The organism is Nostoc sp. UIC 10607 (assembly GCF_047228265.1).
GTDB lineage: Bacteria > Cyanobacteriota > Cyanobacteriia > Cyanobacteriales > Nostocaceae > Nostoc > Nostoc foliaceum_A.
In genome coordinates this window covers 1-15,796 of sequence record NZ_JBIQNW010000097.1, presented here as the reverse complement: position 1 = coordinate 15,796, position 15,796 = coordinate 1, and the positions used below count along the sequence as shown (strand labels likewise).

Annotated in this window: 7 protein-coding genes; 3 read left to right on the top strand and 4 right to left on the bottom strand. The window is 39.8% G+C overall.

All coding sequences use genetic code 11. From position 1 onward, the window contains the following. Positions 1 to 171 precede the first annotated feature (171 nt). Positions 172 to 3,747: a plasmid replication protein, CyRepA1 family gene (locus tag ACEYW6_RS33505; protein ID WP_412983192.1), complete on the bottom strand. Its 3,576-nt coding sequence runs from the start codon at positions 3,745 to 3,747 to the stop codon at positions 172 to 174. A 1,475-nt stretch (positions 3,748 to 5,222) separates the two neighbouring features. Here ACEYW6_RS33505 and ACEYW6_RS33500 point away from each other — a divergent pair. The 3 genes from ACEYW6_RS33500 to ACEYW6_RS33490 all read left to right on the top strand — a co-directional run bounded on the left by ACEYW6_RS33500 (position 5,223) and on the right by ACEYW6_RS33490 (position 9,624). Next, complete coding sequence (locus ACEYW6_RS33500) at positions 5,223 to 6,641, top strand: AAA family ATPase (protein ID WP_190901302.1); 1,419 nt, start codon at positions 5,223 to 5,225, stop codon at positions 6,639 to 6,641. A gap of 2 nt (positions 6,642 to 6,643) precedes the next feature. Further along, the gene (locus ACEYW6_RS33495) at positions 6,644 to 8,503 is read left to right on the top strand and encodes a protein kinase domain-containing protein (RefSeq protein WP_412983191.1); all 1,860 of its coding nucleotides are present in this window, start codon (positions 6,644 to 6,646) and stop codon (positions 8,501 to 8,503) included. A gap of 95 nt (positions 8,504 to 8,598) precedes the next feature. Continuing rightward, complete coding sequence (locus ACEYW6_RS33490; RefSeq protein ID WP_412983190.1) at positions 8,599 to 9,624, top strand: hypothetical protein; 1,026 nt, start codon at positions 8,599 to 8,601, stop codon at positions 9,622 to 9,624. 103 nt (positions 9,625 to 9,727) lie between these two features. Here ACEYW6_RS33490 and ACEYW6_RS33485 read toward each other — a convergent pair whose 3' ends face one another. The 3 genes from ACEYW6_RS33485 to ACEYW6_RS33475 are packed head-to-tail and all read right to left on the bottom strand — an operon-like array spanning position 9,728 to position 15,629. After that, positions 9,728 to 12,241, bottom strand: a complete 2,514-nt coding sequence (locus ACEYW6_RS33485) for a CHAT domain-containing protein (protein WP_190901296.1) — start codon at positions 12,239 to 12,241, stop codon at positions 9,728 to 9,730. Next, a complete protein-coding gene (locus ACEYW6_RS33480) occupies positions 12,234 to 14,939 on the bottom strand; it encodes a filamentous hemagglutinin N-terminal domain-containing protein (RefSeq protein ID WP_412983189.1) in 2,706 nt (901 codons plus the stop codon). Before ACEYW6_RS33480 ends, ACEYW6_RS33485 begins: the two co-directional genes overlap by 8 nt. 57 nt (positions 14,940 to 14,996) lie before the next feature. Further along, a complete protein-coding gene (locus ACEYW6_RS33475; protein ID WP_190901292.1) occupies positions 14,997 to 15,629 on the bottom strand; it encodes a PAP/fibrillin family protein in 633 nt (210 codons plus the stop codon). Positions 15,630 to 15,796 lie beyond the last annotated feature (167 nt).

Here is a 15,796-nt window from a genome sequence, read left to right as displayed (position 1 = left end):
CAATTTGCAAAGCTTATGGCTCAGTCGTTAGGTTAAGTAATATTTCGCCAGCAGTATCAAAAGTTGCCAAGAACCATAATCCTAACTCAGTTGCAATTAATCCTGGCTCAAGCGCAATTATAGTTGCAAATAATCCTGGTTTGTAAATGTCATGATTGCAGGTTTAAGCGATTAGCATTGCAGGTCGCTACACATAGGCAACACTTCTTCCAAGAGCCATTCATAAAATTCAGGAACTTGAGATTCCACAAGTCGCAGTTCATTTGCTGCGATCGCTTCAAGTTCCAGCACCGTCTCCCAGCGCAAATCACTCTGCCATCGCTTGAGAATGCCTTTAATTGCGTCCACTCCACGAGAAATGCCAGAGCGAAGTATTTCTACGCAGTGGAGTAGCGTAACGCGATCGGTCGGAGGCGACTCAAATTCGGTAGTATCCTCCCCTTGGCAATGGGAGTTCCCTATAGCATTAAGGGGGGGTGTGGATACGGCCTGCTGATTGGGGTTTACATTATACGCAGCAGGGGTTTGAGCAGCATAAGAGGTTCGATTTTCTTTTTGATTACGCTTTTCCACGCGATGAGCAATTACATGCATTGCAAATTCTAATTCCTCTTTAGATAAAGAAAAAAGTTTCACCTGTTGCCCCCGTTTACCTTGCTTGCGGAAAGTCAACTTTAGCCCCAGCTGCTCGACTAAAGTCGCCAGCAACCAAATAGGTTTACAGTCACTGGGAATAGTAAAACCAAGAATTGCTTTGACGTGAGCAGCACAGTTTTTAGCAATCGCCGTCATCTTGAGTAAGGTGGAATCGTCGGCGGTAACTTCATCACCCTTCATTAAACTTAAGAGAATTTGATGCAGCCCCAGGTTAAATCTAGCAAGCCACCGTGCCGAGTAATTGCCCCAGTCGATGCACAAAGGTAGATTGTCCCGCTCGGTGCGGTCTTTTTGGGTGACAATTGTTGGTGGTGTAGGATAAGTTTGCCCAGTTTTGGGGTCAGTAAACGATTCTTCGGGTGGGGCTAAAATGGCCTCAAGTCCAGCGATCGCTCTAATTAAGCGGCCACCTTTATCCATTTCTACGAGTGATTCGGTTACTTCGATGCCGTAAGAGTCAGAAATGCGGAACTTTTCACATTCAAAAATTTCATTAGGGTCAAGGTAATCTTTGCTCTGACGGGCACGGTACTCGCTCAAAGTAATATTGTTAGCCTTGGCAACAGCCGAATTGTGGGCACTATCCAAAGCTTGTGCTGCTGCTTTTAGACTTTCAAGAGATTGAGGATCTGAATCACTTCCCATACATATAAATGTATTGCCCATTTCGGTGAGGAGCGAGCGCAAATCATCACGCAGATTATTTAGAGAATAGTGACGGTTAGCCATAATTTGGCAGTAAGCCTCAAGCGCCCAATCTTTCTCTGCGCCCCGCTTGCCTGTTTGACGGTCAATCCGCAACAGAAAAGCAGTCATTTCATTGGTTTGGAGCAAGCGCTCTTTAATCTTGGTAGCATTGGTATCCTTGTAACCAAACGGAGGACGTGGGGCCACCCAAATATGAAAAGGGACTTTTGGACGATAGCGGTACAGTTGTTGAGCGCACTCAGTAGCAGTTTGGGAAACGCCGTGAAACACGCCAAACACTAAATCAAAATGATACTCGGAAATATCGACACCAGTACCGAGACTGGGAGAGGTGAACAAGGCATCAAAGTTTTTGACGGCGTTGGTGATATCTTTGATGAAAGCAACATTTTCATCAGATCCAGAATTGTCAGAGTGAACAGACCAGATACGCCATTTTTTTTGTGTATGTGATTTTTCGGAGCTAGATTCTTCGTATTTGATAGTAAAGGATTTGTCGAGTTTTTTGATAAAACGCTTACTGTCACTTGCAACCATGACTTTCTCACCAAGCATTAGCGCTGCCGAGATTTGGGCGACTAGAGCGCTAGAATTATCCCCCTCGTACCAATAAATTGTGCGTGAACCGTTTCGCCATTCGTTTTTAATGATGTAAGGTACTTCACCTTTGGGTCGCATTGCAAGAAAGAAGTTTACCGTTAAATCATCCATGTGTGCATCAGCGATGACGACCAGTGGCGCATTGTATACTATATATTCCAGTACCTCCAAAATGGCGGCACGGTGCTGTTTGCAAGTATTACTGTGCAGTAAGTGGGTGAGGTATTGGCAGGCTTCATCTATAAATATGCAGCCGTAAGTGAGAGACTGAGTATTGAGTTTGTGCAAGCTGTCAATAGTAATACTAAGGGCTTGGGCCTGGGCTAAACCTGTGTAACCCAAGTCTGAATACATCGCCGTCCGCAAGCGTTCGGCAAGATTTTTCAACAAGTTAACCCGATGTCCATTGTTGAGGAACCGCGCGTCGGGGTTTTGGTCACGCCACCAGCGCATAAGTTCAGTTTTGCCAGTACCCATGTCGCTCCAGAGTACGACTAGTCCTGATTTTGGGAAATTGAAGGTAGGGGATTTCTTCGATTTGTCTGAATCAACTCCGCCAGAATCCGTAGACTCCTTCTTTCTCCAATGTCCTTTTATAGATGGCGTGAAAAGTTGTTCCTTTTCAAGCTCATAAAGCTCAGGCACTCTCAAGCATTTTTCTTCAAGTTCGGGAATGCACAAAGCCTCAGAGAGATACTTGATATTAATAGTGACATCTGGTTTGTATTTGCTAAGTCCCCATTTTTTAGCCCGATACGAGCGCTGGTAATCGGCAAGTGATTTGGCATCATCGATGATTGCGGTCAGTAAAGCGTTAGCATCTTCCCCGCGACCAACTACAAAATCATCAACGCCTTTCTCTGGCCCCGGCAGTAATGCAACTTCACAAAAGCAACCTGCCGATTCGATTGCTTTTGCAGTGCGAACAGTGGCTTGAAACACCGACCACCTGGTTTTAGAAGAAGTTTCGTAGTCGAATAAAATAATGAACTTGCGTCCCGCCTGAGCCATTGGTACTAAGTCAGGATGCAACCGTTCATCAAAATCCTGTTTGCCCACGCGACCATTCCAAATTCCCGGCAGTGCGATCGCTACAAACCCTAAACTAAGCAAGCAAGCGGCTTTCTTCTCCCCTTCGCATAAGATAATCGGAATCTCTGGGTGCTGCTTTATCCACTCCCAAAATATTAGTGGATTGAGTTGATCCAGTAAGCGCAATGCTAAAAGGGAATGATAGCGCTTAATTAAATAACGCTTTGCAACTTTGTCCCAGATGGGGTTAGCGACATCAAAGTAGGTAACACGGTTGGGAGTTTTGGGGGGTGACTCGTATTTAACGGGTTTCCCTTTTTGCCAATCAATACGGGGGAAGTTCGGCTTAATCCGCCCCCACTCCATCGGTTGCCAGTTCTTGAATGGGTCAAGTGACTGAATCCATGTCCCACCCAGTAATAGATGCTGATACATTTTGATGTATCCATCCGTGACTCGACCCGCATTCTTACGTGGGATTTTATCAGATATGAACAGGAAATCATAAACTGATTCTCCCTCTACATGGAAAAAGTTGCGCTTAATTAACGCCGGATGAATGGCGCTACCAGCTAACAACTCATGGTATTCCGCTGCCGTGAGGTTGTTGGGATATTCAGTTGGAGAGGCTGCACCTGGGTTAAGCGTAAGGGGCAAAGGGGAAGGGGAGGAAGAATTTGTTAACTCTTCCCCATCCCTTTTCCCTTTGACCTTTAACCTTTCCCCCGTAATATTCGGGGTATGGTTCATCGGTTCTCCCCTCGGAATTCCTTAGAGAGAACTCTTTCAAGCTGCGAAACCCTTGCTCTAGCAGTTCGCCAACCCAAAATTGCTGGGTGGAGGTCGGCAGGGGAGCAGGCGAGCAGGGGAGCAGAGGATAGGCTTATACAAGTTCTTTCCCCTCTGCCCCTCTGCCCCTCTGCCCCTCTGCTAACCACCATGCAAAGTTGACTTGCCAGACTACTAGCCTGGATATTCCGAAAATTTCCCTTCGTCACAGCACAAAATTGCCATACGAAAGCTGCACTCAACCCCATGCGCTCTACTACTGCGCTCTTGGGGTGTTCTCTATTTATCACAATATTTTACCCTGATAACTTGGTTGACAAGCTCAGAGGGGGTTACATCAGTTAATAGTCAAGAGTTGACTGTTATCAAGGACTGTAAATTCCAACTGATAACTGGTAACTGGTAACTGGTAACTGGTAACTGATAACTGTTATTCGCGCTACTACTGCTTTTAACTACAAAATTCGCAATTTTTCTTCATAAAACTTAATTTTAGTAAATCTTTAGAATTTCGACAGCCAAAACACACCGCAAAAAATAGACTTTTCGTGCGGCAGATCCTATAATGGATGTGGCAGCGCGGATTATACTCTCGGACAAATTTAGTAGTCGTGACTAGTAGGCAAACTTTAACGACAACTTGTTTTGTTCATTCGAGATCAACTCCCGCTCTGAGGTTATATGGAATTTAAGACCCGTACAAAGCGCTACTCCTTAGTGGCGCTTTGTGCGTTAAGTTTTGGTAGTTTTGTATATTCACCTCCATGTCTGTCTCCCTTCAATTAGCTTGATTGTACAGAAGTTATGTCTGTTTGGGATCTAACAAGAATTTGATTTTTGGCTAGGAATTGTTTCATCTTTTTAAGGGAGTACTACGAGGTTAGTTACACACGAGATTAGGTGTAATCATTGAATTGGGGTAAAGCGATGTCTGGCAATACCCAAAGGCATTCATTGATTACATTAGTCAATTTTGATTAAAGCCTAATCGTGACACTACATCTATAGATGCAGTAGTCCTACTTATTGAACGTAATATTTAGAGCATATAACCTGTAAAAGCTTTTTGAAAGAGGGATATTGTAAACAATTATTGAGAAAGTGTAGGTTTTAGCAAAATCTTTTGCAATATCTGACTTGTAAAAAAATCTTAAAAAAGTAGGGTTTGAGAGTTGCTAAAATCGAATAATTGTGTATCTTAGCGTTGTATCTAGAATGATTACTTAATATTACAAATCTATGGTGTAATGTGTCATGTTAGGCAAAATGCAGCACAACTTAGACGGAATCTGGTTTCCATTAGATGTTCACTTGAGTTTTTGTAAGTGTCTAAGAGGATTTTCTTGTAGAGTAAGCTAAGAGAGTAGCTTCTTGTACTTCATTGAATAACTCTAAGGGTAGAGTTATTAAAAAAATAATATAAAAGCTTACTAAGTATGGACTCGTATAAAAACTTAGACATAGATAAAATACTGGATATTTTGGATGAGCGAGTGCTTCAACATACCGGAAGACATTTACTGAAATCTGAAAGAGTTTTAATTAAAGGGTCTTGGTATGGCAGAGACTATAAGGAGATAGCAAGCAACTCTGGATACAGCGCAGACTATTTGCATAGAGAAGTGGCTCGGCAATTATGGGCAATGCTTTCAGAGGTTATTGGTGATGGAGTCCCAGTAAAAAAAATATCGTTGAAACCTGCTTTACTTAAATTAGCAAAAAAGAATTATTTTAAGCTAGAAGTCTCCAAGCTGGACAACGATTGTTTAGTGGGCAAGACGAGAATTTATGGAGAATTACCCAAAATAGAATCTTTTTATGGTAGAGAAAGGGAGATTAGTAAATTAAAAAATCAACTTCATCTTTTGAAACGGCGCTGCATAGTTATAACTGGAGTTGGAGGAATTGGAAAAACTTCACTTGCAGCGAAATTAGTAGAAGAAATTCTTTTAGAAAACCCTAATGCCTATGAAGATATAGTTTGGATAAAAATACATTCGTCAATTGATGATTTATTTACTAAATTAATTAATGCTTTTAATGTAGAAATAGACAATGAATCTCTTGAAAATCAAACTTTGCTATTATTAAAATATTTTAAATTGCATCGTTTATTACTAGTAGTAGACGGATTTGAAAAGCTAGGTCAAGTAGCGAGTTTTGAGAAGAGATTAGAGTATGAAAAACTATTTATTCAACTTGCAGATGGAAATCATCAAAATTGTACAATTATAACAAGTCAATTACCTTTGGAAGAAGTGATTTATGCAACAAAAAATCTTTCAATTGACTTTTTACGCCTTGAAGGTTTAGAAGAGCGTGCAGCTATGCGAATGCTAAACGAAAAAGGACTATGGGGAAAAGAATGTAAAGAGTTAATTAAAATGCATCGTGGGAACCCATCAGAGTTAGAAGAAGCGGCTGACAGAATTCATCGACTTTTTGGAGGAAGTGTAAAAACATTCTTTGATTACAGGACTACTGTTATTGGACAACTTCTTCAATCTATGCTACATCAGCAATTTGGACAGCCTGGACTCATAAGTGATGTCCAAAGAGAAATAATGATTTATTTAGCCGAGTCAACTTCAGAAAGCTCACCTCCAATACAGTTTTCTAATATTATTGAAGCGTTGAAAAAACAAATAGGTTTAGAAGTGTCAATTGCGGAAGCTATCAGAGCAATAGAAATTTTAGAACAACGCTCTTTAGTTGAAACTTATAGAAAATCAGGTAAGCAAGAAGTTAGTTATAGTTTACAACCACTTATCAGAAAATACATTTTAGTTGATCCATTTAATTTGGTGCGGAGAAGAACTAGTGTGTTACAACTCAGTAATTCCATCCAGGAGTAAATGTGGTTTACTGTATAAATCACCTTTGTACACAGCGCTGTAATCCTGATAATGTCAAAAACTGTTTAGCTTGCGGTAATTCTTTGTTAATAAATGGTCGCATTCGTTTGTTACGCCCGTTGCGATCTTTGGAAGAAAACTTGTATACCAACACAAATGTTTTTGAGGTTGAAGATGTTGACACAAAGTCTTATCCAAAGTCTCAAATAAGAGTAATGAAAATATTAAAGTGGAGCGAACCTAAATTAGTGGAGCTAGTTCAGCGAGAAGCTAGAATTTTGCAAATAATTCAATATCCTGGGATTCCTGAGTCGGCTAGGGATGATTACTTCACTTTTAAACTTAAGGACACTCTTCTAGAATTACATTGCTTAGTAATGCAAAAGGTTGAAGGAGAGAATTTACGGCAATGGTTAAAATCTTATGGGCGAATTCCTCAAAATGTGGCATTTGATTGGTTGTCACAATTAATTGATACTCTTGATGTCGTACATCGTTCCGGCTTCTTTCATAGAGACATTAAGCCAGAAAACATCATTCATAAGCCTGATGGGAAATTGGTGTTGATTGATTTTGGTGCAGCACGAGAGATTACCAGCACTTACTTAGCAAAAGTTAGTACCAGTGGGGGAAGCAGTACAGGATTAGCTAGTGGGTACGGAGTAACATCTGTGATCACGGCTTTTTTTAGTCCACCTGAACAAATGAACGGCCAAGCAGTACCGCAATCAGATTTCTATGCTCTAGGTCGAACTTTTGTGAATTTAGTTACTGGAATGTCATTGATGGATCTACCAACAAACGAAAAAACAGGGAGGCTAATGTGGAGAAAATATGCGCCGCAGATTGATAAACCTTTTGCTGATTTACTCGATGATTTGATGGCTTCCTCCCCAGGTCAGCGTCCGCAAAGTACTCAAGTAATTTTGCAACGGCTTAATAAACTTCCTTATCAAAGTAAAATTTATAAATTAATTAAGTCTAAAAAATTTTTATTTAGTGTATTAGTTACATTAATTACTTTAGGGTTTTTCGGAGGTTTCAAAGTATTTTTACCAATAATGGCTAATAATTTAGTACTACAAGGTAAAAAGTCAGAATTAGCAAATGATTCGCAAACTGCACAAAACTATTTTAACCAAGCCATAGAATATAATTCCCAACTTCAACTTTCTGTTTCCCAGTTTTATTTAGAGCAAGCCGCTCGTCATTTTAACGACTTTAAACTAGCTAAAAGATATTATGAGTTAGCCCTTAAATATAATAATAAAGATATAAATGCTTATAATAGTTTAGCTGTAGTTTGTTGGCAGCTTGGAGAAGTCGCTTGTGCCTTAGATAATTATCAGCATATTTTGAAATTAAAGCCTAATGATTGGGAGGGATATTATAGGTTAGGAAGTTTTTATGATCAAGAAGGAAAAGAGGATTTAGCTCAAGAACAATATAAAATAGCGATTAAAATTAATAAGAAAGCAGTGCCCGCGCTCAATGATTTATCGCGCCTCAAAAATCTCAAAGAAGACTATACTCAGGCTACTGCATTAGCACTTGAAGGATTGCGCTTGACTGAAGAGCCAAAACTACAAGCTGCTTTATATAAAAATTTGGGTTGGGCAAAGTTCATGCAAAATCAGTATAACGAGGCAGAGAAATATTTACAAAAAGCCAGTGATTTAGACAGCAAGAGAATAGATGCTGTCTGCTTGCTGGCTCAGGTGCAAGAAGCTCTGGGTAAAATTGAGGATGCCAGGCTTTCATGGGAAATCTGTATGCTTGCTAGGACTACTCAGCAAGATGTTTTCAAGTGGAGGCAGGAATTATTAGACCGCCTTACCAATAACTCAAAAATCTCTCAATAGAGTGCATTTTTGCGAAAGTACGGATTTAGTTTATTTGTTTCGCTATCAAACTTATGTATGCTATTAACAGGCAAGTAAATAGATAAAAGCTTTTAATGCAGTCTTTACTCAACCGTAGGAAGAAAAAAGTTTTTAAGCTTCAAGTTGCAGCACTCGTATTGATATTACCATCAATACTACTTTTATCAAGTATTAGCAGCGCAGGAAGTCGGACTCAATCAGTAGCAGTAGTAAAAAGTGGGTGTCGCAAGTTTATAGGTCGAGTCTCTAGCTCAGGCGATCTCCACTTGCCAAGTGGAAGCCGACTGTGCCAAGGAGATCGGATTAATCCAGTTAAGGGAGCTACAGTCAAGGTTTTGTGCTACTTAAATGGAAATTTTGTATACCTGAAGCATAGTACCGTGTTCAAGGAGCCAGATACGTGTACAGTGCCTCAAGAGATAGCAGAGCTATGTACGGGATTAAATCCGAGTAATTGCTATAACCCTAAAGGGGCGGGTGAGGAAAAAGAAGCACCAACCCTAATAAGCCCTTATGGCAGTTCAATGTTAAGTACGCGACCTCAAATATCTTGGAGTGCTGTCTCGAACGCTACTAATTACACAGTAATTGTAAAGGGTTACGAATTTTATTGGGAAGCAACAGTAGATCAGAAAACGACTACACTGGCATACCCGAAAGAGCAAATAGAATTGCAACTTGGTAATACCTACAAAATTACTGTCATTGCCAACCGGGGAGGTTCTTTGATTAGTTCGGAGCCTTTAGTAATCAGTGTTTTGCCAGAAAAAGACCAAAAAGAAATTGCATACAAGGTAAAGCAGATCAATGAATTAAACTTGCCTCCAGACGAAGCCGCTTTTTTAGATTTAGATGCTGTATTTATGTCCAAAAGCCTTTTGAATGAATCGATTGAGACGCTGAAAGCACGAGTGGCAGCAGGAAGTCAGAACCCCACTCTTTACCGAGTACTTGCAGATCGATACCTAGAAGCATGGTTGCCAAATGAAGCGCTTCGCAATTATCAGGTAGCAAATGAATTGGCGAAACGCACTAGGAATTCGGATGAATTAGCTAGAGTCCAAGAAGGACTAAAGTTGGTAGAATGGCACAATAGGTAAAAGTTGGCAACAATAGCAACCAGATGCTGGCATTGCCAATTGCCAATATATATATATAATTGTTAAAATTATCGGCAACTTATGGTTGTGATTGCACAAAATTTTACAGCCATCCACCAACGAGCAAGAACGAAGCCCAAAAATAAGGGTGGCTGTACTTAGAATTTGACATTAAATTTAATTGTGCTTGATGTAATGCCTCTGCTTTAGGAGTCCCGAACTTCAAGTTTTTGTAAAACTCTTCCATAAGTAAAGCAGTGGAGTCAGCATCTACCTTCCATAAAGTTGCCACTGTACTTCTGGCACCTGCTTGTGCTGCCACACCAGCAATCCCCAATGCTGACCTCTTATTACCCTTAGCGGTTTCACAGGCACTTAAAACTAATAGTTCAATTCCATTTTCATTGGTTTGAGCGTTTAATTTTAGTAAGTTATCAAACTCTAGTACAGTAATTGGTTTGTTCCAAGTAAAAAACATTGTTTTCTGGGCGTCAGAACTAAATTGAGCATGAGTAGTTAGATGAAGGATGGAAAAATGATTTGTGCTTAACTGTTGCTCAAGCGCCTGGCTAGTAAAGTTTTCATTCAACAAGACTGTTGAAGAAGTAGTTTGTTTTTTAACATCTTCTACCTCCTGTTTCACTCTTAGCAATGCTTTTAAGCCTTCGGGAGCATTTAGAGCGTTAAAGCTGGGACTAAATTTAGATAATCCAGCAATTAAGGCTCTTAACTGTTCCTTGGGTAAAAATTTAGGTGGTCTAATCCTAGAACCTAAAGTTTGAGCAATGCTGTAGCGCTTGAGTAAATAATCTTTGCCGTCATGAAGCAAACCTATTGGTAAGCTTTGGAAAGATGTATCTAAAGTAAGCACTAGCGTCCCTGATGGAGGTAAGTATGTCTTGACGGGTGCAATTAACAAGTCATAAAGTGATTGAGAAGGCGAAATAATCAAATTCTTATTAATAGAAGCTAGTCGAGGAGATTGTAAGATTTCTAATAGATTATCGACGCTAATTTTAACTAGCTTGGAGTCAACAGAATGGTGGTGAAAGGAGCCATCAGAGGACTGGACAATTACTTCTACGCTGTTATCTAAATCAATAATGTGAACTACTGTTGGAGGATTGGACAAGTTTTTTACTTCATTTAAAGGGATGATGTCAAGTTTGCCACATTGAAGAAAATTTTCTAATTGAGCGATTTGCAGCCGTTCGTTTGCCTGAATTACTCGTTTTAAATTAGGGTTAGGAGATGCCAAGAGCAATCGCATATACTCCCGATATACAGGCTCCACTTTTTCTTGGAAGGATAATTGTAAATCTGCATTGCTTGGCAAAAGATCATCACGCACTTTAGTTACATTATCAATTGCTGCACTGTAAGCCTGAAGGGCTGTATCGTATTTTCCTTGTTTTTTGTATAAATCCCCTAACTGCTGCTGCCATTGATAAGCAAGATCCGATGATTGACTTAACTGAGCTTGGCTCAAAGCTGCCTGAAAATATGCAAGTGATTGCTCTGGTTTTAACTTGCCTAGAGTGCCGAAGCTATCTGACTTTAATCGCGGGTTATTCAGTCCTTTAGCTGTCTGCAATGCCTCTTCAGCATACTCGATAGCTATTGAGTGTAATTGTTTGCTTGCAATCTTATTTAAATTTTTAGCGAAATTGAGTTTGGCATAAATAGAATTGCTAGCTGGTAGCTGAGAAAATGCCGAAGAATTGTTTAGTATTAGAGTTATTGCTGGCTGAATCTGATGATTAATTTTAGTGCGAATATTGTTTAACTCTGTATTACTGGGATTGGACTCCGCTGCTAACCAATTATCAAAGTCTAATAATAAGCTTAAGCGGTGTAATTGAGCTTGTAGTTTTACTCCGATTGAAATGTTTGGGATATCACTCACCTGTTGATAAATATCAAGGGAGTTAAGTGCCTGATACTGAACTATATTAACAATTTCTTTTTGAAAAACGGGTTCTTCTGTCTGAAAATATCTATTTTGTGCTTGCTTGTAAATAGATTGCTCAACTTTCCCTAAAGATAGCAAAATTCCGCTAATATCAGCCGAAGGTGTTTGCTTGGCAAGTGAGAGCGTTTCTTTTAAAACTATTTTTGATTCATCTAGTTTACCTATTTGGCGTAAGGCTTCTCCTAAATGACGCCATCCCAATAAGTAAACTGGTATTGGTTTTTGCTTCGTAATCGCTGTATAAAGTAGTTGTTTTATAGATTCAGTGGATTGTGCCGGAGCGGTAGTACAAATCCCAGCATTTTTATCTAACTTTAAGGCTTCAACAAGCGTATGACATGCACGAAGATTCGCACCTAAAGCTTGTAAGCCAATACTTTCATCAATTAAGCTTCCACTAATGTCCTCTTGATTATCTAATTGGCGGTAAATGCTCGTAGCTTTTTCCCAAATTTCTAAAGCCTTGATTGCCTGACCGAGATTTAATTGCTTATAACCTTCTTGGGTCAATACTTGCGCTTGATTGTATTGTTGTGTTTTTTTGTTTGAAGTTTGAGCGGGGGTAATAGAAGGTTGGCTTGTAACTATTGACAGACTTAGAATTCCTAACAGCGAGTACTTGAACCAGTATTGTAACTTAATCATTTCTCTGTGCTATTTTTATGGTTGGTGATACTTCTGATGTATAAGATTCTTGACTACATTTTGAGGCAGACAATGCCGAAGCAACGGGAGTGGCTGTATTAGGGTCTGCTATCAGGACAATTCTTCCATTAGAGTCTATTGTCCAGGCGTTAGCTTCTACAATTTCTAGGGTTTGTTCAACTGTTGCTGCCTTAAGTTCTTCCGAATTGTTCTTCTCAACTAAAACAGAGTTATTCTGCCGCTCATAAATGTTATCTGGCATCTCGTCAGAGCTAGATGGAAAACCGCCTCTGCTACTGATTACTAATTCACTTGCCGCTACACCTGATTGCCCCTGGCAGTTGGAGGCCATTTCAGGAGTTTCTCGAACGACTTCTGGCGCTGCTTTAATGCTCCTGGAATCAATGGCAAGTCCATTAATTTGAACTGTGCCATTGATTCCAAACTCAGAGCTGGCTTCAATTAGGCTATTCCGAGAGAAAAGGAACGCATCACGAACATTTATCCAGATATTTCCGCCGCGTCCTTCAAAAGCGTTGGCTGTGATAGTGCTATTTCCTAAGCTAAATAAAACATCTGTCTCTACAGTGATGTTTCCACCATCACCATTAGTCCCTTGCTGTCCAGCAGTTGCAGAGATAATGCCATTATCTAATCGAACGAATTTTGAGGTGATATCGATATCACCCCCCTGACCGACAGCAGTGCTTGCCGTGATCCCACCGTAATTTGAAATATGGATTGTATTAGCATTAATATTAATTATTCCCGCATTGCCAGAACCATTATTCTTGACACTAATTAATGCGCTATCGGCAATGTTCAATTTATTAGTATTAATCGTGACATTTCCTGAATCTCCTCTCAGCATTGAAGGCAGCAGGTATAGCTCTTGAAAACTGTCATTGAAATCAATAACAGATGAATTTATGAGACTGGGATTGACAGCACCCGGTACTCTACCTATTACATCTATAGAATCAGAAGCATTAATAGTAAGGCTGTCAGCTTTTCCGGTTGAGCGAGTGGAAGTATTAATTATCCCACCATCCCTAACTGTTAATTTTTTTGTATTAACTGTTAATTTTCCACTATTACCACTGCTATAAGTTGCAGTAGATAAAGAACTTGGAGTAAAGATATCTGGTACTACTCCAAAAAGTTCTACAGAGTTATTAGAATTTACAGTTACATCTCCTCCAGAGCCACTACCAAGAGCTAAAGAACCAATAATACCTCCTTCTTTGACACTTAAATTTTCTGTTGAAAGGACTAGTTTGCCTGCACTACCAGAGCCAGAAGCTCTAGTAAGAATAGTACTAGAAAGCTGTGAAGCTCCCAATAAATACCCAATTACTTGAGTAGATTCAAGAGTATTCACTGTTAAGTTACCACCTTTGCCGCTCCCAAAAGTTGAAGTTAGGATTTCTCCGCCATCTTGTACAGACAGCTTTTTTGTAGCCAGCGTCAGATTGCCACTATCTCCAGAGCTAAAGGTTGCAGTAATAATATTGCTGGGTAGTTGAAGAATGGAAGAGGAACCATCAGCAACTTGAGTGAATTCGGAAGCATTCACAATGATATCGCCTCCCCTACCTGCACCGTAGGTTCTAGCAATTATTGCTGCTCCATCCCGGAGAATTAAATTTTGAGTTGAGACTTCAATTTTTCCTCCATTTCCTACTACAGTTTCATTAACTAAACTAGTAGGAATTACTCCATTTCGAGAAGTTCCTATTATTCTCAATTCTTCCGAGGCATTTACAATAATGTCACCGGACAATTTATTTCCTTGGTTTTGAATCAAAAAGATTGAGCCACTTGCTAGTTCCACATCAGCACCTTGTGCTTGAATGAAACCACCGGAGCCACTGACATCTACTATTGACTGTTGAGATAGTTGAATATTTTTAAAGCTAACTGCATCTTCATAGCTTAAAGTCCAACCACTGGAAGCTGTATTAATGCGTGCTATTCCTTTATCAACACTACCTAATTCAATCCGCCCTCCACTTGCCTCAAGCTTTCCTCCCTCTAAAACTACCTTACCACCCACTAAAGCTAAAGTTTTCTCTGGTTTGACACGTAAGCCATTTGAGCTAATGGTTTTAATAAATGGTGAGAATGGGTTATTGAGAGTCAGATCGTGTCCTGTACCTTGAGCTTGAATTGCGCCTGGATTACCATCAAATCCTAAGCCAAGAGGTGCGCTCATTGTTAATAAGGGTTGATTTTGTGGAGTTTTTGCACTAAATTGGCTGCCATCAGCAAAGTTAATTCTGTTAGCAGTGCTAGCTAAGAACGAGCCACCGATATTTAGGGCAGCATTGGGACCAAAAATAATCCCGTTAGGATTAATTAGAAACAGGTTAGCGTTGCCGTTAGCTTTCAGTAAACCATCGATGTTAGAGATAGATAAACCAGTTACTCGACTAATAATGTTTTGAACATTCGAGGCATTATTAAAGTAGGCTGTACTACCTGTGGATAGAGAAAATTGCTCGAAGCTGTGAAATAAATTCCTTCCTACTTGCGTTCCTCCATTAATATTGCTGGTATCACCCTGTGGAGTAACTAGAGAATTGACAGGTAATGCTTTATCTGGAAGAATCTGTGCCATCGCAGATGAAGATAATAACACATAAAATATGAAAGCTAATTGCTGGCAAAAAACAAGAAAAATATTGTATTTTTTCATTTCAATTTTCAATTTTGCTTTTAATTAACTTCATTGAGTGAAATTTCTTTGGTAGGACTAAGTTGAGGGCTTTACATCACGACGAAATACAAATAAATTATCTGTTGCACCTCGTCCTACCCTAATTTCTTGATCTAAGTAGGAGGTTATCCATAAAGCTTCTTTCTGTAAAAATTCTAATACTGGTATTTTCAACTCAGGAAAACTCCAATTAGATAGCCCAAAGGGTTTTGTTGCTTGCACGGAAAATGAGTTAAAGGAGACTGTGGCAGTTTTCTCATCCGTACTCCATTTCCAATGTCCATTAGCTTGTAACTGCCACTCCCCTAAAATGGGTAATTCAAGCTGGGCGCTATTAGAGGCTAAGATTTTTCTGGTATTGCTGTCACTAGCCAATATTTGCCACACGCGTTTAATTTTAATTGCACCCCCAAAATCTGGAATTGATGCAATCTGCCGTGTGACGATTGTCCCAGCAGATGCATACACTAATTGCCAGTTACCTAATAGAGAAGGAAGATGCTTAGGCTGAAGTGGTTGCGGAATAGGGCTTATGCCCTCCAACTGTTGTATAAGCTTATCAATAAGTTCGTCAGAGGTTGGAAATAGGCTTTGTTGTAGTCCCAATTTCTCTATACGTAATAAAAGCTCAGTTTTTAAAGCAAATCTCGCTGTATTATCCTCTGCCATGTCTATATTCTACTTTTACGCTTGAAAGTTACTGTCAATAGTAATTATTAGTCATTAGTGATATTTTTTAACCACAACCAGCCAACCAACGGGAGCAATGCGATTTTGTGAGGTCGGCTAAAAAAGGTGCGATCGCTAAATTCTTGTCTCAGTGTTCATTATTTATT